The sequence below is a fragment of the Pseudomonas sp. SO81 genome (assembly GCF_030374125.1).
In the GTDB taxonomy this organism is placed as follows: Bacteria; Pseudomonadota; Gammaproteobacteria; order Pseudomonadales; family Pseudomonadaceae; genus Aquipseudomonas.
Map to the genome: position 1 here is coordinate 3,643,550 of NZ_CP126126.1, position 24,551 is coordinate 3,668,100.

Sequence of the window (24,551 nt, forward strand, 5' to 3'; positions counted from 1 at the left end):
AGCCGACGCCCGTGCAAAAAAAAAAGCCCGGGCGCTCGCGAAAAATAGCCTGAAAACAACAGCTTCAAGACCTCGCAATAGGAGTTTTCCATGAGTTTTCTGATCCCCGCTGCTTATGCCGACACCGCAGCCCCGGCGGCAGGCGCCGCGCCCGGCGGTGACATGATGAGCATCCTGATGCTGGTCGGTTTCATGGTCATCTTCTATCTGATGATCTGGCGCCCCCAGGCCAAGCGCGCCAAGGAGCACAAGAACCTGCTCGGCGGCCTGCAGAAGGGTGACGAGGTAGTGACCAGCGGCGGCATCATCGGCAAGGTCAACAAAGTCACCGACGACTTCGTGGTGGTCGAGATCGCCGACAACGTCGAGCTGAAGTTCCAGAAGCAGGCCATCGCGGCGACCCTGCCGAAGGGCACTCTGAAGTCCATCTAACGATTCTTCGTTCACCAATACGGGGCGCCTAAGGCGCCCCGTGTCATAACGGGCGGCGTCATGCTCAACAAATATCCTCTGTGGAAGTACCTGCTGATCCTGGCTGTGCTGGCGGTCGGCTTCATCTATTCCGCACCCAATCTGTATCCGGACGACCCGGCCATCCAGATCACCGGTGCCAGCACGGCGCTGGAGATCGGCCAGGCCGACCTCGATCGCATCGGCAAGGCGCTGAATGACGGTGGCATTGCGGTCAAGTCCGCTCAGTTGGGCGCCAAGCAGGGTCAGGTTGCGCTGCTGCGTCTGACCAAGCAGGAAGACCAGCTGCCGGCCAAGGAGCTGGTGCGCAAGCTGCTCGGTGACGAGTACGTGGTCGCCCTGAACCTGGCGCCGACCACTCCGCAGTGGTTGCGCAACCTGGGCGCCGGCCCGATGAAGCTGGGTCTGGACCTGTCCGGTGGTGTGCACTTCCTGCTGGAAGTGGACATGGACAAGGCCATGGACGCGCGCATGAAGGTCTACGAGAGCGAGATCAAGAGTCTGCTGCGCAAAGACCGCGTGCGTTATCGCAGCCTGCCGCAGCAGGGTGGCGCCATCCAGCTCGGCTTCGCCGACAGCGAATCGCTGGAAAAAGCCCGTGAGCTAATCCGTGGCAGCTTCAACGATTTCGAGCAGACCACCACCGAGCGCAACGACCAGCAGGTGCTGCGTCTGGCGCTGACCGAGGCCAAGCGCGCGGAGATCCGCGAGTATTCGATCAAGCAGAACCTGACCACTGTGCGTAACCGGGTCAACGAGCTGGGTGTGGCCGAGCCGCTGGTGCAGCGCCAGGGCGCCAACCGCATCGTGGTCGAGCTGCCGGGCGTGCAGGACACCGCCGAGGCCAAGCGTATTCTCGGCAAGACCGCGAACCTGGAGTTCCGTCTGCAGGCCGACGTCGACGCCGCGCGCGCCGCCACCGAGCCCTTCGAGTTCCGCGAGTCCGGTCGCCCGGCCGTGGCGCTGGAGCGCAGCCTGATCATCACCGGTGACCAGGTCACCGATGCCCAGGCCAGCTACGACGAGAACGGCCGTCCGCAGGTGAACATCCGTCTGGATGGCCATGGCGGCGAGCTGATGAACCGCGCCACCCGCAACAACGTGGGTCGCAGCATGGCGGTGATCTTCATCGAGCAGAAGCCGCTGACCCGCTACGTCAAGCAGGTGGTCGACGGCGTCGAGAAGGAAGTGGCGGTGCCCTCCTTCAAGGAAGAGAAGAAGATCATCAGCCTGGCGACCATCCAGTCGCCGCTGGGCAGCCAGTTCCGCATCACCGGCCTGAACGGCCAGGGTGAGTCCTCCGAGTTGGCCCTGCTGCTGCGTGCCGGTGGCCTGGCCGCGCCGATGTACTTCGCCGAAGAACGCACCATCGGTCCGAGCCTGGGTGCCGACAACATCGCCAAGGGTATCGATGCGTCGATCTGGGGCATGATCTTCGTGTCCATCTTCATCATCGCCATCTACCGCTTCTTCGGCGTGCTGGCGACCGTGGCCCTGGGCTTCAACATGGTCCTGCTGCTGGCGCTGATGTCGGCGCTGAGCGCGACTCTGACCCTGCCGGGTATCGCCGGTATCGTCTTGACCATGGGTATGGCGGTGGACGCCAACGTGCTGATCTTCTCGCGGATACGCGAGGAAATCGCCAATGGCATGTCGGTGCAGCGCGCCATCCACGAAGGCTTCGACCGTGCCTACTCGGCGATTCTCGACGCCAACCTGACCACCCTGCTGGTCGGCGGCATTCTCTTCGCCATGGGCAGTGGCCCGGTCAAGGGCTTCGCCGTGACCATGTCGCTGGGTATCGTCACTTCGATGTTCACCGCCATCATGGTGACCCGCGCGATGGTCAACCTGATCTTCGGCGGTCGCGACTTCAAGAAGCTGTGGATCTAAGGGGCAGCCAGTCATGAAAATCGGAACTATCAACTTCATGGGCATACGCAATTTCGCGTTTGCCCTGACCATGATCCTGACCCTTATCGCCCTCGGTAGCTGGTTCTTCAAGGGGCTCAACTTCGGTCTCGACTTCACCGGCGGCAGCCAGATCGAGCTGAGTTACGACAAGCCCGCCGACCTCGGCCAGGTGCGCGAGCAGCTGGCGGCGGCCGGTTATGCCGACGCCGTGGTGCAGAACTTCGGCGCTACCACCGATGTGGTGGTGCGTCTGCAGGGTGATGATCCGCAGCTCGGCAACAAGGTGGCCTCCGTGCTGCAGGCAGCCAGCGGTGGCAACTCGCTGCAGGTGAAGAAGGTCGAGTATGTCGGCCCGGCCGTGGGCGAGGAGCTTCGCGACCAGGGCGGCCTGGGCATGCTGCTGGCTCTCGGCGGCATCCTGATCTACGTGGCCTTCCGCTTCCAGTGGAAGTTCGCCGTGGGCGCCATCGCCTCGCTGGTGCACGACGTGGTCGTGACCATGGGTATCCTGTCGTTCTTCCAGATCACCTTCGACCTGACGGTGCTGGCCGCGGTGCTGGCGATCATTGGCTACTCGCTGAACGACACCATCGTGGTGTTCGACCGGGTACGCGAGAACTTCCGCGTGCTGCGCAAGGCGACGCTGATCGAGAACATCAACATCTCGACCACCCAGACCCTGCTGCGCACCATGGCGACCTCGATCTCCACCTTGCTGGCGATCTTCGCCCTGCTGGCGTTCGCCGGCGACAACCTGTGGGGCTTCTCCATCGCCCTGTTCGTCGGTGTGCTGGCTGGTACCTACTCGTCGATCTATATCGCCAACGTGGTGCTGATCTGGTTGAACCTGACCAGCGAGGACCTGATTCCGCCGGCGGTCAGCGAGGAAGTCGACGAGCGTCCCTGATTCATCTCGCCGATCGTCCGAAGCCCGGCCCAGTGCCGGGCTTCGTGTTTTGGTGGTGTGCGTTTCGTCGCAGTTCTCGCTGCGCTGGCCAGCGCAGCGGGAACTCGCTCAGCCTGGCCTGATCCAAGGCAGGGAATAGGGCATAAATGCCCGGCAACTGAAGTCTGGAGGACCCCATGAACAAGTCGATGATCGTAGGTGCAGTATTGGGCGCGGTGGGTGTCACTGCCGGTGGCGCTGTAGCCACCTACAGCCTGGTAGGCGGTCCTCAGTATGCCGAGGTGCTGGCCGTGCAGCCGATCAAAGAGACCATCAAGACGCCGCGCGAGGTCTGCAAGGACGTGGCGGTGACTCGTCAGGCGCCGGTCAAGGATCAGCATCGGATCGCCGGTACCGTGCTCGGCGCCGTTGCTGGTGGCCTGCTGGGCAATCAGGTGGGTGGCGGCAACGGCAAGAAGATCGCCACTGTGGCCGGCGCCGTCGGCGGTGGCTATGCCGGCAACAAGGTGCAGGAGGGCATGCAGGAGCGTGACACCTACACTACCACCGAGACCCGCTGCAACACCGTGACCGACACCAGCGAGAAGCTGGTGGGCTACGACGTGAAGTATCAGCTGGACGGCAAGATCGGTCAGGTGCGCATGGACCGCGATCCGGGCAGCCAGATTCCGGTCAACAAGGATGGCCAGCTGGTGCTGGTGCAGCAATCGCAAGTCGCCCAGTAAGCGCGACCCGAAACAAAAAAGCCGCCCTAGGGCGGCTTTTTCATTGGCTGGCAATCAGCGCTTCATCGAGGGCGCCAGGTGCGGCTGAATGGCGGTCAGCACCGCCTTGAAGCACTTGGTGTTGCCGGCAACGACCTGGCCTTTCTCGAGGAAATCGTGGCCGCCGCTGAAGTCGCTGACCAGACCGCCTGCTTCCTGGATCAGCAGGGCGCCTGCCGCCATGTCCCACTCGGACAGGCCGAACTCCCAGAAGGCGTCGTAGCGGCCGGCGGCCACGTAGGCCAGATCCAGGCTGGCGGCGCCGGCGCGGCGGATGCCGGCAGTCTGGCCGACCAGGCTGCGGAACATGCCCAGGTAGTTGTCCAGATTGTCGACCTGCTCGGCGCGGAACGGGAAGCCGGTGCCGAGCAGGGCGCCGTCCAGGCTCTTGCGGTTGCTGACGCGGATGCGGCGGCCGTTTACGGCGGCGCCGCGGCCACGGCTGGCGGTGAACTCTTCCTGGCGCACCGGGTCGAGCACCACGGCATGCTCCAGGCGGCCGCGGTATTTGCAGGCGATGCTGACGGCGAAGTGCGGCACGCCGCGCAGGAAGTTGGTGGTGCCGTCCAGCGGGTCGATGATCCACTGGTAGTCGGCGCCGTCGCCGGTACCGGCGATGCTGCCGCCTTCCTCGCCGAGGAAGCCGTGGGTCGGGTAGGCCTTCTGCAGCGCCTGGATGATGGTCTGCTCGGCGGCGCGGTCGACTTCGCTGACGTAGTCGTTGGCATCTTTCTCGTTGACCGAGATGACGTCCAGGCGTTCGACGGAGCGGATGATCAGTTCGCCGGCACTGCGCGCAGCGCGCAGCGCGATATTCAGCATGGGCTGCATGGAAGGTTCACCTGGATCGTTAAAGAAGAAAGCCGGCCATTCTAGCAGACTAGCTTTTTCTGTGCAGCCGGCTCGTCGCAGTGCATGGCGCTGGGGCGGGGCCTTCTGTAACATTCATGGCCCTTTCGCATCCTTGGGCGGAGCTGGCGTTGCTGCAGAACATTCGCGTCGTGCTGGTCAATACCAGTCATCCCGGCAATATCGGCGGTGCCGCGCGGGCCATGAAGAACATGGGCCTGTCGCGTCTGGTGCTGGTCGATCCTGAAGACTTTCCTAGCGCGGAAGCGGTGGCGCGCGCCTCCGGTGCCACCGATATCCTCGATAACGCTGTGGTTGTCGGCACTCTGGAAGAGGCGCTGGTCGGTTGCAGCGTGGCACTGGGTACCAGTGCGCGCGATCGGCGCATCCCCTGGCCGCTGCTCAATCCGCGCGAGTGTGCGACCACGGCGTTGCAACAAGCCGAGTTGGGTGGCGAGGTGGCGCTGGTGTTCGGTCGCGAGTACGCCGGCCTGACCAATGATGAGCTGCAGCGCTGTCAGTTCCACGTGCACATCCCGTCCAATCCGGAGTTCAGCTCGCTGAACCTGGCGGCTGCCGTGCAGGTGCTGGCCTACGAGGTGCGTATGGCCTGGCTGGCGGCCGAGGGCCAGCCAACCAAGATGAGCAAACTGGAAACCACGGCGATGCTCAATACCCAGCCGGTAACCACGGATGAGCTGGAGCTGTTCTACGGCCATCTGGAGAGTACGCTGGTGGAGATCGGCTTCCTCGATCCGGCCAATCCGCGTCACCTGATGTCGCGCCTGCGCCGCCTGTACGGTCGCTCGGGCATCAGCAAGCTGGAAATGAATATCCTGCGCGGCGTTCTCACGGAAACCCAGAAGGCGGTGCGTGGCGAGTCCCACAAGCGGAGAAAAGACGATGTTTGAGCGTGTGCGCGAAGATATCCAAAGTGTTTTCCATCGTGATCCGGCAGCGCGCAACGCTTTCGAGGTGGTGACCTGCTATCCGGGTCTGCACGCGGTGTGGCTGCACCGGCTGGCGCACGCGTTGTGGGGCGCGGGCTGGAAATGGCTGGCGCGCCTGGTGTCGAACTTCGGGCGCTGGATGACCGGCATCGAGATTCACCCGGGGGCGAAGATCGGGCGGCGCTTCTTCATCGATCACGGCATGGGCATCGTCATCGGCGAGACGGCCGAGATCGGCAATGACGTCACCCTCTATCAGGGGGTGACCCTGGGTGGCACCAGCTGGAACAAGGGCAAGCGCCATCCGACGTTGGAGGATGGCGTGGTGGTCGGTGCCGGTGCCAAGGTGCTCGGCCCGTTCACTGTCGGTGCCGGCGCCAAGGTCGGCTCCAATGCGGTGGTGACCAAGGAGGTGCCGGCGGGTGCCACTGTGGTTGGCATCCCTGGGCGGATCATCGCCAAGAGCGACGATGAACAGGAGGCCAAGCGTCAGGCCATGGCCGAGAAGCTCGGCTTCGATGCCTATGGCGTTGGCCAGGACATGCCCGATCCGGTGGCGCGTGCCATCGGCCAGCTGCTCGACCATCTGCATGCGGTCGATGGGCGCCTGGAGGGCATGTGCTCGGCGCTTAAGGCGCTGGGTAGCGACTACTGCGCCAAGGAGCTGCCGGCGCTGCGCGATGAGGACTTCGCCGATGTGTGCAAGGAGCAGGGCGACAAGCCGGCTGCCTGACGACGCATAGTCTGCTATCATTCGCGCCCCGCATTGCCGCTATACCCGACTGTTTTAATCGGTCTTATAGTTGACCTAAATAGTCGGAAAAGAGGATACTTGCGGCAACTCAGCTCACCCGTGGTGCGATAACCATGCGTCTGACCACCAAAGGCCGCTACGCCGTCACAGCCATGCTCGATCTGGCGCTGCATGCCCAGAGCGGGCCTGTGTCGTTGGCGGACATCTCCGAGCGGCAGGGTATTTCCCTGTCCTATCTGGAGCAGCTGTTCGCCAAGTTGCGCCGTGGCAACCTGGTCAGCAGCGTGCGTGGTCCGGGTGGCGGCTATCAGCTGTCGCGCGACATGCGGGTGATCCAGGTGGCGCAAGTGATCGACGCGGTGAACGAATCGGTCGACGCCACCCGTTGCCAGGGCATGGGCGATTGCCACTCCGGTGACACCTGTCTGACCCACCATCTGTGGTGCGACCTCAGTCAGCAGATTCACGAATTTCTCAGCGGCATCAGCCTGGCTGATCTGGTGACCCGGCGCGAAGTGCAGGAAGTCGCACAGCGTCAGGATCAGCGCCGTTGTAACGGCAGGACGCCGCAGCTGGACAAGATCGAAGCGTCCGCCATCGAGTGAGCAGGGCGCCTGCCTGAATAGGAGATACCTGATGAGATTGCCGATTTACCTCGATTACTCCGCCACCACCCCGGTCGACCCGCGCGTGGCGCAGAAGATGAGCGAGTGCCTGCTGGTGGATGGCAATTTTGGCAACCCGGCATCGCGCTCCCACGTCTTCGGCTGGAAGGCCGAGGAAGCGGTCGAGAACGCCCGTCGCCAGGTCGCCGAGCTGGTCAATGCCGACCCGCGCGAGATCGTCTGGACCTCCGGCGCCACCGAGTCCGACAACCTCGCCATCAAGGGCGTCGCGCACTTCTACAGCTCCAAGGGCAAGCACATCATCACCTCGAAGATCGAGCACAAGGCGGTGCTGGATACGGCGCGCCAGCTGGAGCGCGAAGGCTTCGAAGTGACCTATCTCGAGCCGGGTGAAGATGGCCTGGTAACTCCGGCCATGGTCGAGGCGGCGCTGCGCGAGGACACCATTCTGGTGTCGATCATGCACGTCAACAACGAGATCGGCACCATCAACGATATCGCTGCCATCGGTGAGCTGACCCGCTCCCGTGGCGTGCTGTTTCATGTCGATGCGGCGCAGTCCACCGGCAAGGTCGAGATCGATCTGGAGAAGCTGAAGGTCGACCTGATGTCCTTCTCCGCCCACAAGACCTACGGCCCGAAAGGCGTCGGCGCCCTGTACGTGCGTCGTAAGCCACGCGTGCGCCTCGAGGCCCAGACCCATGGTGGCGGCCACGAGCGCGGCATGCGCTCCGGCACCCTGGCCACGCACCAGTGCGTCGGCATGGGCGAGGCCTTCCGCATCGCCAAGGAAGAGATGGCGCAGGAAAACCAGCGCGTGCTGGCGCTGCGTGATCGCTTCTACAAGCAGCTCGAGGGCATGGAGGAGCTGTACGTCAACGGCAGCCTGACCCAGCGCGTGCCGCACAACCTGAACCTCAGCTTCAACTACGTCGAAGGCGAGTCGCTGATCATGGCGCTCAAGGACCTGGCGGTTTCCTCCGGTTCCGCCTGTACCTCCGCCTCGCTGGAGCCGTCCTACGTGCTGCGCGCCCTGGGTCGCAACGACGAGCTGGCGCACAGCTCGATCCGTTTCACCTTCGGCCGCTTCACCACCGAGGAAGAAGTCGATTACGCGGCCAGCAAAGTGGCCGGTGCGGTGAACAAGCTGCGTGAGCTGTCGCCGCTGTGGGACATGTTCAAAGAAGGTGTCGACATCTCCAAGGTCGAATGGCAGGCACACTGATTTTCGAGTCGCCTGTAGAGCGGCACCTGATGAGAGAGGATTTGCAACATGGCATACAGTGAAAAGGTCATCGACCATTACGAAAACCCGCGCAACGTCGGCAAGATGGATGCCGAGGACCCGAATGTCGGTACCGGCATGGTCGGCGCTCCGGCGTGTGGCGACGTGATGCGTCTGCAGATCAAGGTCAACGAGCAGGGCGTGATCGAAGACGCCAAGTTCAAGACCTACGGCTGCGGTTCGGCCATCGCCTCCAGCTCCCTCGCCACCGAGTGGATGAAGGGCAAGACCTTGGACGAGGCCGAGTCGATCAAGAACACCCAGCTGGCCGAAGAACTGGCCCTGCCGCCGGTAAAGATCCACTGCTCCGTGCTCGCCGAAGACGCCATCAAGGCCGCCGTGCACGACTACAAGCAGAAGAAAGGTCTGCTCTGATCCCGAGGAGTCGCTAATGGCCATTACCATGACTGAAGCCGCCGCTCGCCATGTGCAGCGCTCGATCGACGGGCGTGGCAAGGGCGAGGGCATTCGCCTCGGCGTACGTACCACCGGTTGTTCGGGTCTGGCCTACGTGCTGGAGTTCGTCGATGAAGTGGCGGGCGAGGATCAGGTGTTCGAAAGCTTCGGGGTCAAGGTGATCATCGATCCGAAGAGCCTGACCTACCTGGACGGCACCGAGCTGGACTTCGTCCGCGAAGGCCTCAACGAGGGCTTCAAGTTCAACAACCCCAACGTGCGTGGCGAATGCGGCTGCGGCGAGAGCTTCAACGTCTGAGGCTGGTTGTGGGTAGTCCCTGTCATTTCGCCCTGTTCGAGTTGCAGCCCACGTTCCGTTTGGATCAGGCGCAGCTGGCCGCGCGCTATCGCGAGCTGGCCAAGGCCGTCCATCCGGACCGTTTCGCCGATGCCGGCGAGCGCGAGCAGCGTCTGGCGCTGGAGCAGTCGGCCAGCCTCAACGAGGCCTATCAGACCTTGAAGAGCGGGCCGCGTCGCGCGCTCTACCTGCTGGCGCTGGGTGGCCGTGAGCTGCCGCTGGAAGTAACGGTGCAGGATCCCGAGTTCCTTCTGCAGCAGATGCGCTGGCGCGAGGAGCTGGAAGACCTGCAGGACAGCGCCGATCTGGTCGGCGTGGCGGCGTTCAAGAAGCGCTTGAAAGCGGCTCAGGACGAGCTGGACGAAGATTTCTCCGCCTGCTGGAAAGATGCCGCGCGACGCGAAGAGGCCGAGCGCCTGGTGCGTCGCATGCAGTTCCTCGACAAGCTGGCCCACGAAGTGCGCGATCTGGAAGAGCGCCTCGACGACTAACCCGGCGCAGCCTTGCGCTGCGCGCCTGACATCTAGAGCACCATGGCCCTACTGCAGATCGCCGAGCCCGGGCAGAGCCCGCAACCCCATCAGCGCCGCCTGGCGGTGGGCATCGACCTGGGCACCACCAATTCGTTGGTCGCTGCCGTGCGCAGCGGTCTTTCCGAGCCGCTGGCCGATGCCGATGGGCGAGTGATCCTGCCGTCTGCCGTGCGCTATCACGCCGATCGCGTCGAGGTGGGCGCTTCCGCCAAGGCCGCTGCCGCGCTGGACCCGCTGAACACCGTGCTGTCGGTCAAGCGCCTGATGGGGCGCGGTGTGGCAGACGTCAAACAGCTCGGCGACCAGCTGCCCTATCGTTTCGCCGAGGGCGAGTCACACATGCCGTTCATCGAGACGGTGCAGGGTGCCAAGAGCCCGGTGGAAGTGTCGGCGGAGATTCTCCGCTCCCTGCGTCAGCGCGCCGAAGCCGCGCTGGGTGGTGAGCTGGTCGGCGCGGTGATCACCGTGCCGGCCTATTTCGACGATGCCCAGCGCCAGGCCACCAAGGACGCCGCGCGCCTGGCCAATCTCAACGTGCTGCGTCTGCTCAACGAGCCGACCGCGGCTGCTGTTGCCTACGGTCTGGACAAGGGTGCCGAGGGTGTCGTGGCCATTTACGACCTCGGTGGCGGCACCTTCGATATTTCCGTGCTGCGCCTGACTCGTGGCGTATTCGAGGTGCTGGCCACCGGCGGCGATAGCGCCCTGGGCGGCGATGACTTCGACCACGCCATCGCCGGCTGGATCATCGAGCAGGCCGGCCTGTCTCACGATCTCGATCCTGCGGCCCAGCGCCGCCTGCTGCAGGCTGCCTGTGCGGCGAAAGAGGCGCTGACCGAGGTCGAGGTCTTTGCGCTGTCCCATGATGGTTGGTCTGGCGAGCTGAGCCGGGCGCAGTTCCAGGCGCTAATCGAGCCGATGATTGTCCGCAGCCTCAAGGCCTGCCGTCGCGCGGTGCGCGACGCGAACATCGAGATCGAGGAGGTCGAGGCGGTGGTCATGGTCGGTGGCTCCACCCGCGTGCCGCGCGTGCGCGAGGCGGTGGGCGAGCTGTTCGGTCGCGAGCCGCTGACCGATATCGACCCGGATCAGGTGGTGGCCATAGGCGCCGCCATCCAAGCCGACACCCTGGCCGGCAATCAGCGCGGCAATGGCGAGGAGCTGTTGCTGCTCGACGTCATTCCGCTATCCCTGGGGCTGGAGACCATGGGCGGGCTGATGGAGAAGGTCATCCCGCGCAACACCACCATCCCGGTGGCGCGTGCCCAGGATTTCACCACCTACAAGGACGGCCAGAGCGCCATGGCCATCCAGGTGCTGCAGGGCGAGCGCGAGCTGGTCAAGGACTGCCGTTCCCTGGCGCGCTTCGAGCTGCGCGGTATTCCGCCGATGGTTGCCGGTGCTGCAAAGATTCGCGTGACCTTCCAGGTCGACGCCGATGGCCTGCTCAGCGTCGCCGCGCGCGAATTGGGCTCTGGCGTTGAGGCGAGCATCCAGGTCAAGCCGTCCTACGGTCTGACCGATGGCGAAATCGCGCGCATGCTGCAGGATTCCTTCAGCAATGCCGGTGGCGACAAGGCGGCTCGTGCGCTGCGCGAGCAGCAGGTCGAGGCCGAGCGCCTGCTCGAGGCCGTGCAGTCGGCACTGGAGGTTGATGGCCAGCGCCTGCTCGACGAAGACGAGCGAATCGCCATTCTGGCGGCCATGGAAGAGCTGCGAGCTCTGGCGGTTGGCGACGATACGCATGCCATCGAGCAGCAGACCAAGCGTCTGTCGCAGATCACCGACGCCTTTGCCGCTCGGCGGATGGACTCGACGGTGAAAGCCGCCCTGGCGGGGCGCAATCTGAATGAAATCGAGGATAACTGATGCCACAGGTCATTTTTCTGCCGCACGAGAAGTTCTGTCCTGACGGCATGGTCGTGGAGGCCGAGCCCGGTACTTCCATTCTCGAGCTGGCTCACGAACACCACATCGAGATGGAGAGTGCCTGCGGCGGCGTCTGCGCCTGCACCACTTGCCACTGCATCATTCGCGAGGGTTTCGATTCGCTGGAAGAGGCAGACGAGTTGGAGGAAGACTTCCTCGATCGGGCCTGGGGGCTGGAGGCGCAATCGCGGCTGGCTTGCCAGGCTGTCGTTGGCACCGAAGACCTGACCGTCGAGATCCCGAAATACTCGCTCAACCACGCTGCCGAAGCGCCGCACTGAGTCAAGGAGCCGACATGAGCCTGAAATGGACCGATGTGCTGGATATCGCCATCGAGCTGGCCGAGAGCAAGGCGGATGTCGATCCGCGCTACGTCAACTTCGTCGACCTGCACCGCTGGGTGCTGGCCCTGCCGGATTTCGCCGATGACCCGCAGCGCGGTGGCGAGAAGGTGCTAGAGGCCATCCAGGCGGCCTGGATCGAAGAGCTCGACTGAGTCGCCGCACCGCTTCAGGGCGCGGCCCTACGCATTTCCCCCTAACCCGCGTATAATTCGCGGGTTTAATTTTTCGCTTTAACTTTCTGGAGCTTCACATGGCCGTTCAACGCACTTTCTCCATCATCAAGCCGGATGCCGTTGCCAAAAACGTCATCGGTGAAATCACCACCCGTTTCGAGAAGGCCGGCCTGCGCGTCGTTGCTTCCAAGATGGTTCAGCTGTCCGAGCGTGAAGCCGCCGGTTTCTACGCCGAGCACAGCGAGCGCGGCTTCTTCAAGGACCTGGTTGCCTTCATGACTTCCGGTCCGGTCATCGTCCAGGTTCTGGAAGGCGAAGACGCCGTCCTGAAGAACCGTGAGCTGATGGGCGCCACCAACCCGAAAGAAGCTGCTGCCGGCACCATTCGTGCCGACTTCGCCGTTTCCATCGACGAGAACGCCGTACACGGTTCCGATTCCGAGGCTTCTGCCGCTCGCGAAATCGCGTACTTCTTCTCCGCCACCGAGGTGTGCGCTCGCATTCGCTAAGCGCGAACCGGCGAGGGTGAATCCATGAGTGATGTTGCCAAGACCAACCTGCTGGGGCTGACCCAGCCCGAGATGGAAAGCTTCTTCGAGAGCATCGGGGAAAAGCGTTTCCGTGCCGGTCAGGTCATGAAGTGGATTCACCATTTTGGCGTCGAGGATTTCGACGCCATGAGCAATCTCGGCAAGGCCCTGCGCGAAAAGCTCAGCGCCTGCGCCGAGATTCGCGGTCCCGAGATCGTCAGTCAGGACATCTCCAGCGACGGCACCCGCAAGTGGGTGGTGCGCGTGGCGTCCGGCAGCTGCGTCGAGACCGTGTATATCCCGCAAGGCGGCCGTGGCACCCTCTGTGTGTCGTCCCAGGCTGGCTGTGCGCTGGATTGCAGTTTCTGTTCCACCGGCAAGCAGGGCTTCAACAGCGACCTGACTGCCGCGGAAATCATCGGCCAGGTGTGGATCGCCAACAAATCCTTCGGCACCGTGCCGGCCAAGATCGACCGTGCCATCACCAACGTGGTGATGATGGGCATGGGCGAGCCCCTGTTGAATTTCGACAATGTCGTACCGGCCATGCAGATCATGATGGATGACCTTGGCTACGGCATCTCCAAGCGCAAGGTGACGCTGTCCACCTCTGGCGTGGTGCCCATGATCGACAAGCTGGCCACCGTCACCGACGTGTCCCTGGCCCTGTCGCTGCACGCACCGAACGACGAGCTGCGCAACCAGTTGGTGCCGCTCAACAAGAAATATCCGCTGGAAGTACTGTTGGCGTCTTGCCGCCGCTACATCGAGGGTCTGGGCGAGAAGCGTTTCCTCACTGTCGAGTACACCCTGCTCAAGGACGTCAACGACCAGCCGGAACATGCTGCGCAGATGATCGCACTTCTCAAGGATTTCCCTTGCAAGATCAATCTGATTCCGTTTAATCCCTTCCCCCACTCCGGTTACGAACGGCCGAGCAACAACGCCATTCGCCGCTTCCAGGATCTGCTGCACAAGGCTGGCTTCAACGTCACCGTGCGCACCACCCGTGGCGACGATATCGATGCCGCCTGCGGGCAGCTGGTCGGGCAGGTGCAGGACCGTACCCGTCGCAGTGAGCGTTATATCGCCGTACGCCAGCTGGGTAACGAGGCCGCAGAGCCTCGCGATGCTGCCAACCGAAATTGAAGGGGAGTAATTCATGACCTTGCGCGCTGCGCTGTATCTGTCCTTGGTTTTCCTGTTGGCGGGGTGTGTGAGAGAGGGCGGTCCGGTCGACCCGTTGAGCACGAGCGAGGGGCGAAATGCAGCTCGTGATGCCTATGTTCAGTTAGGGATAGGGCATTTGCAGCAGGGCTCTACCGAGAAGGCCAAGGAACCTTTACGCAAGGCGCTTGAGCTTGATTCGTCCAACGCCGAAACCTATGCCGCTCTAGCTGTCGTATATCAATACGAGATGGAGCCTAAACTGGCGGATGAGCACTATCGGAAAGCTATTTCACTGAGCAAAGGCGATGCTCGGGTTTTGAACAACTACGGCGGTTTTCTGTTTGAGCAAAAACGTTACCCCGAAGCCTATGCCCAATATATGAAGGCTTCTGAGGACACTCTGTACTCTGAGCGTTCACGAGTTTTCGAGAATCTAGGCTTGACTGCCCTGCAGCTGGGCAAGCGGGCAGAGGCCAAGCAGTTCTTCGAAAAGGCGCTGCGTCTCAATAGCCAGCGCTCCATTTCGTTATTGCAGATGGGGTTGCTGTCTTTTGACGATAAAAACTATGTGGCTGCTCGAAGCTACTACGCCGGTTACAGCCAGCAGGCGCGGCAGAATCCCCAGAGCTTGCTCTTGGGTATCCGTCTGGCCAAAGTCTTCGAAGACCGCGACCAGGCGGCCAGCCTCGGTCTGCAGTTGAAGCGCCTCTATCCGGGTACCCCGGAATACCAGCAATACCTGTCGGAGCAGTGATGAAAGCTACGCATCCTGAAGTTGCTGCCGCGCCCCGGGTCAATCCGGGAGAGACGCTGCGCAAGGTGCGCGAAAGCCGAAACCTGGCGCTGAACGATGTCGCCGTGCAGCTGAACCTGACTGCCCAGGCTCTGCGTAACGTGGAGTCCGGGGCTTTCGATCAGTTGCCAGGGCATACCTTCGCGCGTGGCTATATCCGTGCCTACGCCAAATTGATGGGCATGGATCCCAGCCGTCTTGTCAGCGATTTTGACCAGTACACCGGCACCGATGCCAATGGCAGTAGCGTCGCCAGCCTGGCTCGTATTGAAGAGCCTGCCCGGGTATCGCAGAGTCTGGTGAAGGTCTTCAGCATCGTGGCGCTGGCAGCTCTGGGTGGTGTTGGCTTCTTCTGGTGGCAGGGCGAGACCGCACGCCTTGGCGCCGGCTCGGTCAAGGCTCCCATCGAGCATGTCGAAGTGGAGGCCGCCGACGGCACCACCGAGATCCATCCGCTGGACGAGCCGGAGGACCAGGCGGTAGCCGAAGCTCAGGCCGAAGCGCCCATCGCCGATATGCCGCCTGCGGTTGACCCGGCGGCCGCCGAAGCGCCGCCAAGTGCCGAGACCAATCCTACCGTTCCGGCAGAGTCGGCCGCTCAGCCAGTGCCGGTTGTGCCTGCCGCGCCTCAGGCGTCGGTCAATGCTCAGCAACAGGCTGCTGCCGTCGCTGCGCCGCAATCGAGCGAGCCGGCTGTGACAGGGCAGGTTGCTGCTCCGACCATGCCCGCTGCCGAGCCGACGGCTCCGGTCGCCAGCGCTCCGGTGACGGCCGCTGCCGGTGAGGCCTTGGTCAATCTGCAGTTCACCGCCGACTGCTGGACCCAGCTCACCGATGCCAATGGCAAGGTGCTGCTCAGTGCCCTCAAGCGTCGTGGCGACAGCGTCGAGCTGGTCGGCAAGGCCCCGCTGGAGCTGCGCCTGGGTTACGCCCGCGGCGCCGTGGTCCTGGTCAATGGCCAGCCGGTCGATGTTGCTTCCTCCACCCACGGTGAAACCGCCCGCCTCAAACTGGGGCAGTGAGCCAGACCATGCATTGCGAATCCCCCATCAAGCGTCGCCTGTCCCACAAGATCTGGGTCGGCTCGGTACCGGTCGGCGGCGATGCGCCGATCGCCGTGCAGAGCATGACCAACACCGAGACCTGTGACGTCGAGGCCACGGTCGGCCAGATCCGTCGTCTCGAAGATGCCGGCGCCGATATCGTGCGCGTCTCGGTGCCGTCCATGGAGGCGGCCGAGGCCTTTGGCAAGATCAAGCAGCAGGTGAAAGTGCCACTGGTGGCCGACATCCACTTCGATTACCAGATCGCCCTGCGTGTGGCCGAGCTGGGCGTCGATTGCCTGCGCATCAACCCCGGCAACATCGGTCGCGAAGACCGGGTCAGGGCTGTGGTCGAGGCCGCGCGCGACAAGGGCATCCCGATTCGCATCGGCGTCAACGCCGGCTCGCTGGAAAAGGACCTGCAGAAGAAGTACGGCGAGCCGACGCCCGAGGCGCTGGTCGAGTCCGCGCTGCGCCATGTCGAGCACCTGGATCGCCTGAACTTCCCCGACTTCAAGGTCAGCGTGAAGGCCTCCGACGTATTCATGGCCGTCGCCGCCTACCGCCTGCTGGCCAAGCAGATCGAGCAGCCGCTGCACCTGGGCATCACCGAGGCCGGCGGTCTGCGCTCTGGCACCGTGAAGTCCGCGGTCGGCCTGGGCATGCTGCTGGCCGAGGGCATTGGCGACACCATCCGCATCTCCCTGGCCGCCGATCCGGTGGAGGAGATCAAGGTCGGCTACGACATCCTCAAGTCCCTGCGCCTGCGCTCGCGTGGCATCAACTTCATCGCCTGCCCTAGCTGCTCGCGGCAGAACTTCGACGTGGTCAAGACCATGAACGAGCTGGAGCAGCGGGTCGAAGACCTGCTGGTGCCGCTCGACGTCGCCGTGATCGGCTGCGTGGTAAACGGTCCGGGCGAGGCCAAGGAGGCCCATATCGGCCTCACCGGCGGTACGCCGAACAACCTGGTGTACATCGACGGCGCGCCGGCCTCGAAGCTGAACAACGACAATCTGGTGGATGAGCTGGAGAAGCTGATCCGCCGCAAGGCGGCCGAGAAGGCCGAGGCCGACGCGGCCGTCATCGCCCGCGGCTGATTCAAACCTGCTCTCAACACGTCGCGGGCGCAGGTTAGGCAAGGAAGAAACAGGCGAAAAAGCGCAGTTTACAACTGTAGATGAGCATTTTGAGCCTGTTTTTGACGCTGCATAAGCAAGCGCAGCAGTGTTGAGAACAGGTTTAAGGAAGATTCGTGAGCAAGACCTTACAAGCCATCCGTGGCATGAACGACATCCTGCCAGAGCAGACGCCTGCCTGGCGCTACCTGGAAGGCACCCTGGCCGGCCTGCTCGATGGCTACGGCTACAAGGAAATCCGCCTGCCCATCCTCGAGTTCACCGAGCTGTTCGCCCGCGGTATCGGCGAGGGCACCGACGTGGTGGACAAGGAGATGTACACCTTCCTCGACCGTAACGAGGAGTCCCTGACCCTGCGTCCGGAAGGTACCGCCGGCTGCGTGCGCGCCGTGCTCGAGCACGGTCTGTCCGGTGGCGGCCAGGTGCAGAAGCTGTGGTACGCCGGCCCGATGTTCCGCTACGAGAAGCCGCAGAAGGGCCGCTATCGCCAGTTCCACCAGATCGGCGTGGAAGCCTTCAATCTGCCGGGGCCGGACGTCGATGCCGAGCTGATCGTGCTCACCGCGCGCCTGTGGCAGCAGCTCGGCCTGGCCGATGCGGTGACCCTGCAGCTCAACAGCCTGGGTTCCAGCGAGGCTCGCGCGGCCTACCGCGATGCCCTGGTGGCCTACCTCAACGAGCGCTTCGAACAGCTCGACGAAGACAGCCAGCGCCGCCTGACCACCAACCCGCTGCGCATCCTCGACAGCAAGAACGCCCAGACCCAGGCTCTGCTGGTCGGTGCGCCGACCCTGGCCGACTATCTCGACGAGGAGTCGCGCCTGCACTTCGAGGGCGTCAAGGCGCGCCTGGATGCGGTCGGCATTCGCTACGAGATCAACAACAAACTGGTCCGCGGTCTCGACTACTACAACCGCACCGTGTTCGAGTGGGTCACCGACAAGCTCGGCGCCCAGGGCACCGTGTGCGCCGGTGGTCGCTACGACGGCCTGGTCACCCAGCTGGGTGGCAAGGCCACGCCGGGTGTCGGCTTCGCCATGGGTGTCGAGCGCCTGGTGCTGCTGCTGGAGACCCTGGAGCTGCTGCCGGCCGAGCTGAACAGCCCTGCGGATGTCTACCTGTGCGCCTTCGGCGAGGCCGCCGAGCTCGCCGGCCTGGGCCTGGCCGAGCGCCTGCGCGATGCCATTCCCGGTCTGCGTCTGCTGGTCAACAGCGGCGCTGGCAGCTTCAAGAGCCAGTTCAAGAAGGCCGACAAGAGCGGCGCGCGCTTCGCCCTGATTCTGGGTGAGGACGAACTGACCGCCCGCGTGGTAGGTTGCAAGCCCCTGCGCGACGACGCAGAACAACAGAACATTGGCTGGGATGCGTTGGCACCGCATCTGGCCGCCTGCCTGCAGGCCTGAGAATAAAGAGAATCAAGGAGTTATTGGGGTGAGCATGACCGAAGAAGAACAAATTGCGCAGATGAAGGACTGGTGGCAGCGCAATGGCAAACCCCTGCTGACTGGTGGCGCCCTGGCCCTGGCCGTCGTGGTCGGCTGGCAGGCCTGGCAGCAGTACCAGACCAACCAGGCCCAGGGTGGCGGTGCGCTGTATCAGCAACTGCTGGAAACCACCCTGACTCCTACCGGCCAGCCGGACGCCGGCAAGGTCACCGAACTGGCCGACAAGCTGAAGTCCGAATACGGCGGCAGCGCATACGCCCAGTACGCTGGCCTGTTCGTCGCCAAGGTGGCGGTGGACAACGCCAAGCTGGATGACGCCGTGGCCGAGCTCAAGCCGCTGGTCGACAAGCCGGCCGATGCCACCATCGGCGAACTGGCGCGTCAGCGCCTGGCTCGTGTGCTGGCTGCCCAGGGCAAGACCGAAGAAGGCCTCAAGCTGCTCGAAGGCGAGGCTGACAAGGCCTGGCAGGCCAGCCGCGAAGAACTCAAGGGCGACCTGCTGGTGCAGCTCGGTCGCAGCGACGAAGCCCATGTGGCCTACCAAAAGGCCAAGGATTCTCTGTCCGAGGACGCCGCTGTCGGCGGCCTGCAGATGAAGCTCGACGACCTGGCGAAAGGGGATGCCTGACGTGATGCGTTGGAAGAATGCCGCAGTGCTGGCTCTGGCCGTAGTGGCCGTGGGTTGCAGCAGCAACAGCAAGAAGGAACTGCCGCCGGCCGAGCTGCCCGACATCCAGGAAGAAGTACGCCTGGACGCCCAGTGGAGCCGCTCCATCGGTGATGGCCAGGGCGAGCTGTACAACCAGCTGACCCCCGCCGCCGATGGTGAGCGTCTCTACGCCGCCTCTGCCGATGGCGAAGTGGTCGCCCTGGATCGTCTGACCGGCGACAAGTTCTGGGAAGTCGAGCTGGACCTGCCGATCTCCGGCGGTGTCGGCGCCGGCTACGGCCTGGTGCTGATCGGCACCCTCAAGGGGGAAGTGGTCGCGCTGGACTCCAGCAACGGCGAAGAAAAATGGCGTGCCCGCGTGACCAGCGAAGTGCTGTCCGCGCCGGCCACCAACGGCGATGTCGTCGTGGTGCAGACCCAGGACGATCGCCTGATCGCCTTCGACGCCAGCACCGGCGAACAGCGCTGGATCTACGAGAACAGCCCGGCCGTGCTGACCCTGCGTGGCACCAGCAGCCCGGTGATGACCAATCGCCTGGTGATGGCCGGCCTGTCCACCGGCAAGGTCCTGGCCCTCGACGCCAACCGCGGCATCCCGGTCTGGGAGCAGCGCGTGGCCGTACCGCAAGGCCGTTCCGAACTGGAGCGCGTGGTCGACATCGACGGCAATCTGCTGCTGTCCGGCGGCACCCTGTACGTGGTGACCTACCAGGGCAATGTCGCGGCCATCGACGTGGAAAGCGGTCGCCCGCTGTGGAACCGCGAAGCCTCCAGCTACGTGGGCCTGGCCCAGGGCTTCGGCAGCGTCTACGTTAGCCTGGCCAGCGGTGCCGTGGAAGGCGTCGACGAGGGCTCCAATTCCGCACTGTGGAACAACGACGCCCTGCAGCGCCGCCAGCTGTCGTCGCCGGAAGTGTTCTCCAGCTACGTGGCGGTCGGTGACTTCGAAGGCTACCTGCACCTGCTGAGCCAGGTGGACGGCCATTTCGTTGGCCGCAAGAAGATCGACGGCGATGGCCTGCGTGCCCGTCCGCTGGTGGTCGGTGACTGGATCTACGCCTACGGCAATAGCGGCAAGCTGGTCGGCCTGACCATCCGCTAAGCTGTTTTGCAATGTCCGGCCGCTGCCGTTCTACGGCAGCGGCCTTTGTGTTTTCTGGATTTAGCTGTGGAGGAGCCCAATGGTTCCGGTAATCGCCCTGGTGGGCCGTCCCAATGTGGGCAAGTCGACTCTGTTCAACCGCCTGACCCGCAGCCGCGATGCCATTGTCGGTGACCTGGCCGGCCTGACCCGCGATCGCCAGTATGGCGATGCCAAGTGGGAAGGGCGCAGCTACATCCTGGTCGACACCGGCGGCATCACCGGCGACGAGGAGGGCATCGACGAGAAGATGGCCGAGCAGTCGCTGCTGGCCATCGAAGAGGCCGACGTGGTGCTGTTCCTGGTCGACGCCCGTGCCGGCCTGACCGCCAGCGACCAGATGATTGGCGAGCACCTGCGCAAGCGCAACAAGCGCAGCTACCTGGTGGTGAACAAGATCGACAACATCGATCCGGACATCGCCCGCGCCGAATTCGCCCCGATGGGCATGGGCGAAGCCCTGCCGATCGCCGGCGCCCATGGTCGTGGCATCACCCAGCTGCTGGAAACGACACTCGGTGAGTACCCGCGTGACGAGGACCACGACGCCTACGACGAGAACGTCGCCGAGGGCGAGGAAGCCAAGCGCATTCCTGGGCCGAGCGAGAAGGATGGCATAAAGATCGCCATCATCGGCCGGCCCAACGTCGGCAAGTCGACCCTGGTCAACCGCATGCTCGGCGAGGAGCGCGTGGTGGTCTATGACCAGCCCGGCACCACCCGCGACAGCATCTACATCCCGTTCGAGCGCAACGACGAGAAGTACACGCTGATCGACACCGCCGGCGTGCGCAAGCGCGGCAAGATCCACGAGGAAGTGGAAAAGTTCTCGGTGGTGAAGACCCTGCAGGCGATCAAGGACGCCAACGTGGTGATCTTCGTCATGGACGCCCGCGAAGGTGTGGTCGACCACGACCTCAACCTGCTCGGCTTCGCCATCGAGTCCGGCCGCGCACTGGTGATCGCGTTGAACAAGTGGGACGGCATGGAGCCCGGCGAGCGTGACTACGTGAAGACCGAGCTGGAGCGCCGGCTGTTCTTCGTCGACTACGCCGACATCCACTTCATCTCCGCCCTGCACGGCACCGGCGTGGGCAACCTGTACAAGTCGGTGCAGGCCTCTTTCAAGTCGGCGATCACCCGCTGGCCGACCAGCCGCCTGACGCAGATCCTCGAGGACGCGGTGCAGGAGCACCAGCCGCCGATGGTCAGCGGCCGCCGCATCAAGCTGCGCTATGCCCACCTCGGTGGTGCCAACCCGCCGCTGATCGTGATCCATGGCAACCAGGTCGATGCGGTACCGAAGTCCTACACGCGCTACCTGGAAAACACCTTCCGCCGCGTGCTCAAGCTGGTCGGCACGCCGATCCGCATCGAGTACAAGGGTGGCGACAACCCCTACGAGGGCAAGAAAAACACTCTCACCGACCGCCAGGTGAACAAGAAGCGCCGCCTGATGAGCCACCACAAGAAGGCCGAGAAGAAGCGCAAGGACAAGAAACGCTGATTCACCAGCTTTCAGACAAAGGCGCAGTAGCTTCGGCTCCTGCGCCTTTTTCATTGGTGCCGCTGCTGCATCTCGAGTGGGCCATCGGCTATCCTCGCGGCTCGCCTCACGCCAGCAGGAAGTCCCGATGCTCGCCAGCAAGCTGCCCAATGTCGGCACCACCATCTTCACCCGCATGTCCCAGCTCGCCGCGGAAGTCGGCGCCATCAACCTGTCCCAGGGCTTTCCCGACTTCGACGGCCCCCAGGCTCTGCGCGAAGCCGTGGCGCGCCATGTGCTGGAGGGGCGCAACCAGTACAGCCCGATGACCGGCCTGCCGGCCCTGCGCCAGCAGGTGGCGGCCAAGATCGCGCGCAGCTATGGCGTGCAGCGCGATGCCGACAGCGAGATCACCATCACCCCCGGTGCCACCGAAGCGATCTTCTGCGCGGTGCAGGCGCTGATCCATCCGGGCGACGAGGCCATCGTTCTCGACCCCTGCTACGACAGCTACGAGCCCTCGGTGGAACTGGCCGGCGGCCGCTGCGTGCATGTGCCGCTGGCCCTGCCGGATTTCGCCGTGGATTGGCAGCGCCTGAGTGACGCCATCACTCCGCGCACCCGCCTGATCTTCCTCAATTCGCCGCACAACCCCAGCGGCGCGTTGCTCACCCGTGACGATCTGGACCGCCTGGCCGTGCTGATCCGCGGCCGCGATATTCACATCATCAGCGACGAGGTCTACGAGCACCTGATCTTCGACGGCGCCCGCCACGCCAGCGTGCTGGCCCACGAGGAGCTTTACGCCCGTGCCTTCGTGGTCAGCTCGTTCGGCAAGACCTACCACGTCACCGGCTGGAAAACCGGCTACGTAGTGGCCCCGCCTCTGTTGACCGCCGAGCTGCGCAAGATCCACCAGTACGTCAACTTCTGCGGTGTGACCCCGCTGCAGCACGCCCTGGCCGATTTCATGGCGGTCAGGCCCGAGCATGTCGAGGAACTGCCGGCCTTCTACCAGGCCAAGCGCGATCTGTTCTGCGACCTGCTGGCCGGCTCGCGCTTCCGCTTCACCCGCGCGCCGGGCACCTACTTCCAGCTGGCCGACTATTCGGCGATCCGCCCGGACCTGGACGACGTGGCCATGGCCGAATGGCTGACCCGCGAACATGGCGTGGCGGCCATCCCGGTGTCGGTGTTCTACCAGCAGGCCCCGAGCGAGATGCGCCTGGTGCGCTTCTGCTTCGCCAAACGCGAGGAGACGCTGCGCCTGGCAGCGGAAAAACTATGCGCGATCTGAGCCAGCTGCCCGACCTCGAACTGGCGTTGATCCAGAGTGAACTGGACTGGCACGACGCCGCCGCCAACCGTACGCGCTTCGAACCGCTGCTGGAACAGGCGCGTGGCGCCGACCTGGTGGTGCTGCCGGAGATGTTCAGCACCGGCTTCTCCATGCATTCGGCCGAGCTGGCCGAGGCGGAAGACGGACCGACCACCGCCTGGCTGCGTGAGCAAGCCCAATGCATCGGCGCCGTGGTCACCGGCAGCCTGATCATCCAGGCCGCCGACGGCAGCTACCGTAACCGCCTGCTGTGGGCGCGCCCGGACGGCTCACTGGCGCATTACGACAAGCGCCACCTGTTCCGCATGGCCGGCGAGCACAAGCACTACAGCGCCGGCGAAGAGCAGCTGCTGCTGGAGCTGAAGGGTTGGCAGATACGCCCGCTGATCTGCTACGACCTGCGCTTCCCGGTGTGGAGCCGCGACCCGCACGACACCGACCTGCTGCTCTATACCGCCAACTGGCCGGGCGCACGGCGCCACCACTGGAACCGCCTGCTGCCGGCGCGGGCCATCGAGAACCTGTGCTACGTGGCCGCGGTGAATCGCATCGGCAGCGACGGCAATGGTCATCCCTACAGTGGCGATAGCCAGGTACTGGACTTCCAGGGCGAGAGCCTACTGGCCCCGGGCGATGCCGCCGGCGTGTTCCGTGTGCGCCTGTCGGCCGCCGAGCTGGCCGCCTATCGGCAGCGCTTCCCGGCCTACCTGGACGCCGATGGCTTCAGCCTGGATTGAGCGGCTGCAGAGTGACAACGCCGGGTTCGAGCCCGGCGTGGTCTTTTCTCAGGCCTGCAGGCTGGCCATGTCGATCACGAAGCGGTACTTCACATCGCTCCTAAGCATGCGCTCGTAGGCCTGGTTGATCGACTGGATGGGGATCATCTCGATGTCCGAGACGATGTTGTGCGCGGCGCAGAAGTCGAGCATCTCCTGGGTCTCGGCGACTCCGCCGATCAGCGAGCCGGCGATGCGGCGGCGCTTGAAGATCAGGCCGAACACGTCTGCCGGCGGGTGCGGCGAATCCGGGACGCCGACCAGGCACAGGGTGGCGTCGCGCTTGAGCAGGTTGAGGAAGGGATTGAGGTCGTGCGGGGCGGCCACGGTGTTGAGGATGAAGTCGAAGCTGCCCGCATGGGCGGCCATCTCCTCGGCGTTCTTCGACACCACTACTTCGCTGGCGCCCAGGCGCAGGGCGTCTTCACGCTTGTTCGGCGAGGTGGTGAACAGCACCACGCGGGCGCCCATGGCGGCGGCGATCTTCACCCCCATATGGCCTAGGCCGCCTAGCCCGACGATGCCGACCTTCTGTCCCGGACCGACCTTCCACTGGCGCAGCGGCGAGCAGGTGGTGATGCCGGCGCACAGCAGCGGCGCTTCTACGACCAGCTGGGCGCGGTCGGTATGGCTGATACGCAGGACGAAGCGCTGCTCCACCGCTATGTGCTGGGAGTAGCCGCCGAAGCTGTTTCGCCACCGAACTCCATACCCGGAGATGCGGGCATGAAAAAGGGGGCCGCAGCCCCCTCGCTCAAGCGTGCCT

At 64.1% G+C, this 24,551-nt stretch carries 26 protein-coding genes and 1 pseudogene; 25 read left to right on the top strand and 2 right to left on the bottom strand.

The features are described from left to right. Positions 1-90 precede the first annotated feature (90 nt). The 4 genes from yajC to OH686_RS17015 all read left to right on the top strand — a co-directional run bounded on the left by yajC (position 91) and on the right by OH686_RS17015 (position 4,017). Positions 91-432 (top strand): preprotein translocase subunit YajC, encoded by a 342-nt coding sequence (gene yajC, locus OH686_RS17000; RefSeq protein WP_192399400.1) that lies wholly within the window; start codon positions 91-93, stop codon positions 430-432. 60 nt (positions 433-492) lie between these two features. Beyond that, positions 493-2,364: a protein translocase subunit SecD gene (gene secD, locus OH686_RS17005; protein WP_289534097.1), complete on the top strand. Its 1,872-nt coding sequence runs from the start codon at positions 493-495 to the stop codon at positions 2,362-2,364. A 13-nt stretch (positions 2,365-2,377) separates the two neighbouring features. Then, positions 2,378-3,292 carry a protein translocase subunit SecF gene (gene secF, locus OH686_RS17010; protein WP_289534098.1) on the top strand — a complete coding sequence of 305 codons (915 nt, stop codon included), beginning with the start codon at positions 2,378-2,380 and terminating at the stop codon, positions 3,290-3,292. 176 nt (positions 3,293-3,468) lie between these two features. Next, positions 3,469-4,017 (top strand): glycine zipper 2TM domain-containing protein, encoded by a 549-nt coding sequence (locus OH686_RS17015; RefSeq protein WP_289534099.1) that lies wholly within the window; start codon positions 3,469-3,471, stop codon positions 4,015-4,017. A 54-nt stretch (positions 4,018-4,071) separates the two neighbouring features. On the opposite strand, the gene suhB is transcribed toward OH686_RS17015, so the two are convergent. Beyond that, on the bottom strand, positions 4,072-4,887 hold the full coding sequence (gene suhB, locus OH686_RS17020) for a type III secretion system regulator SuhB (protein ID WP_137971080.1): 816 nt from the start codon (positions 4,885-4,887) through the stop codon (positions 4,072-4,074). 149 nt (positions 4,888-5,036) lie between these two features. Here suhB and trmJ point away from each other — a divergent pair, with 149 nt between their 5' ends. The 21 genes from trmJ (at position 5,037) to OH686_RS17125 (ending at position 23,746) form a co-directional block, all read left to right on the top strand. Continuing rightward, on the top strand, positions 5,037-5,816 hold the full coding sequence (gene trmJ, locus OH686_RS17025; RefSeq protein WP_289539019.1) for a tRNA (cytosine(32)/uridine(32)-2'-O)-methyltransferase TrmJ: 780 nt from the start codon (positions 5,037-5,039) through the stop codon (positions 5,814-5,816). After that, the gene (gene cysE / locus OH686_RS17030; protein ID WP_137971082.1) at positions 5,809-6,588 is read left to right on the top strand and encodes a serine O-acetyltransferase; all 780 of its coding nucleotides are present in this window, start codon (positions 5,809-5,811) and stop codon (positions 6,586-6,588) included. The genes trmJ and cysE overlap by 8 nt, the downstream gene beginning before the upstream one ends. A 134-nt stretch (positions 6,589-6,722) precedes the next feature. Continuing rightward, entirely contained in the window at positions 6,723-7,214 is a 492-nt protein-coding gene (gene iscR / locus OH686_RS17035) for a Fe-S cluster assembly transcriptional regulator IscR (protein WP_137971083.1), read from the top strand. 31 nt (positions 7,215-7,245) lie between these two features. Next, a complete protein-coding gene (locus OH686_RS17040; protein ID WP_289534100.1) occupies positions 7,246-8,460 on the top strand; it encodes an IscS subfamily cysteine desulfurase in 1,215 nt (404 codons plus the stop codon). Between the two features lie 48 nt (positions 8,461-8,508). Then, a complete protein-coding gene (gene iscU / locus OH686_RS17045) occupies positions 8,509-8,895 on the top strand; it encodes a Fe-S cluster assembly scaffold IscU (RefSeq protein WP_137971085.1) in 387 nt (128 codons plus the stop codon). Between the two features lie 16 nt (positions 8,896-8,911). Then, positions 8,912-9,235, top strand: a complete 324-nt coding sequence (gene iscA / locus OH686_RS17050) for an iron-sulfur cluster assembly protein IscA (RefSeq protein WP_137971086.1) — start codon at positions 8,912-8,914, stop codon at positions 9,233-9,235. An 8-nt stretch (positions 9,236-9,243) separates the two neighbouring features. Further along, positions 9,244-9,765 carry a co-chaperone HscB gene (gene hscB / locus OH686_RS17055; RefSeq protein ID WP_289534101.1) on the top strand — a complete coding sequence of 174 codons (522 nt, stop codon included), beginning with the start codon at positions 9,244-9,246 and terminating at the stop codon, positions 9,763-9,765. A gap of 42 nt (positions 9,766-9,807) precedes the next feature. Further along, positions 9,808-11,676, top strand: a complete 1,869-nt coding sequence (gene hscA, locus OH686_RS17060; protein ID WP_289534102.1) for a Fe-S protein assembly chaperone HscA — start codon at positions 9,808-9,810, stop codon at positions 11,674-11,676. Continuing rightward, positions 11,676-12,017, top strand: coding sequence for an ISC system 2Fe-2S type ferredoxin (gene fdx / locus OH686_RS17065; protein WP_137971089.1), 342 nt, complete (start codon positions 11,676-11,678; stop codon positions 12,015-12,017). The genes hscA and fdx overlap by 1 nt, the downstream gene beginning before the upstream one ends. A 14-nt stretch (positions 12,018-12,031) precedes the next feature. Next, positions 12,032-12,232 (top strand): Fe-S cluster assembly protein IscX, encoded by a 201-nt coding sequence (gene iscX, locus OH686_RS17070; RefSeq protein ID WP_137971090.1) that lies wholly within the window; start codon positions 12,032-12,034, stop codon positions 12,230-12,232. Positions 12,233-12,330: 98 nt separating this feature from the next. Then, a complete protein-coding gene (gene ndk, locus OH686_RS17075; RefSeq protein ID WP_043308688.1) occupies positions 12,331-12,762 on the top strand; it encodes a nucleoside-diphosphate kinase in 432 nt (143 codons plus the stop codon). Between the two features lie 24 nt (positions 12,763-12,786). Next, the gene (gene rlmN, locus OH686_RS17080; protein ID WP_289534103.1) at positions 12,787-13,932 is read left to right on the top strand and encodes a dual-specificity RNA methyltransferase RlmN; all 1,146 of its coding nucleotides are present in this window, start codon (positions 12,787-12,789) and stop codon (positions 13,930-13,932) included. 13 nt (positions 13,933-13,945) lie between these two features. Next, positions 13,946-14,707 (top strand): type IV pilus biogenesis/stability protein PilW, encoded by a 762-nt coding sequence (gene pilW, locus OH686_RS17085; RefSeq protein WP_289534104.1) that lies wholly within the window; start codon positions 13,946-13,948, stop codon positions 14,705-14,707. Beyond that, positions 14,707-15,768 (top strand): RodZ domain-containing protein, encoded by a 1,062-nt coding sequence (locus OH686_RS17090; protein WP_289534105.1) that lies wholly within the window; start codon positions 14,707-14,709, stop codon positions 15,766-15,768. Before pilW ends, OH686_RS17090 begins: the two co-directional genes overlap by 1 nt. 8 nt (positions 15,769-15,776) lie before the next feature. Further along, complete coding sequence (ispG, locus tag OH686_RS17095) at positions 15,777-16,889, top strand: flavodoxin-dependent (E)-4-hydroxy-3-methylbut-2-enyl-diphosphate synthase (protein WP_289534106.1); 1,113 nt, start codon at positions 15,777-15,779, stop codon at positions 16,887-16,889. Positions 16,890-17,044: 155 nt separating this feature from the next. Next, positions 17,045-18,331 carry a histidine--tRNA ligase gene (gene hisS, locus OH686_RS17100; RefSeq protein ID WP_289534107.1) on the top strand — a complete coding sequence of 429 codons (1,287 nt, stop codon included), beginning with the start codon at positions 17,045-17,047 and terminating at the stop codon, positions 18,329-18,331. Between the two features lie 28 nt (positions 18,332-18,359). After that, entirely contained in the window at positions 18,360-19,001 is a 642-nt protein-coding gene (locus OH686_RS17105) for a YfgM family protein (RefSeq protein WP_289534108.1), read from the top strand. Next, positions 18,994-20,145: an outer membrane protein assembly factor BamB gene (bamB, locus tag OH686_RS17110; RefSeq protein WP_289534109.1), complete on the top strand. Its 1,152-nt coding sequence runs from the start codon at positions 18,994-18,996 to the stop codon at positions 20,143-20,145. Before OH686_RS17105 ends, bamB begins: the two co-directional genes overlap by 8 nt. 79 nt (positions 20,146-20,224) lie before the next feature. Next, the gene (der, locus tag OH686_RS17115; protein WP_289534110.1) at positions 20,225-21,691 is read left to right on the top strand and encodes a ribosome biogenesis GTPase Der; all 1,467 of its coding nucleotides are present in this window, start codon (positions 20,225-20,227) and stop codon (positions 21,689-21,691) included. Positions 21,692-21,818: 127 nt separating this feature from the next. Then, a complete protein-coding gene (locus OH686_RS17120; RefSeq protein WP_289534111.1) occupies positions 21,819-22,967 on the top strand; it encodes a pyridoxal phosphate-dependent aminotransferase in 1,149 nt (382 codons plus the stop codon). Further along, positions 22,955-23,746, top strand: coding sequence for an amidohydrolase (locus OH686_RS17125; RefSeq protein WP_289534112.1), 792 nt, complete (start codon positions 22,955-22,957; stop codon positions 23,744-23,746). Before OH686_RS17120 ends, OH686_RS17125 begins: the two co-directional genes overlap by 13 nt. 48 nt (positions 23,747-23,794) lie before the next feature. Here the strand turns inward: OH686_RS17125 and OH686_RS17130 are convergent. Further along, positions 23,795-24,478, bottom strand: a pseudogene (locus OH686_RS17130) (NAD(P)-dependent alcohol dehydrogenase); the annotation flags it as partial. Positions 24,479-24,551: the final 73 nt, after the last annotated feature.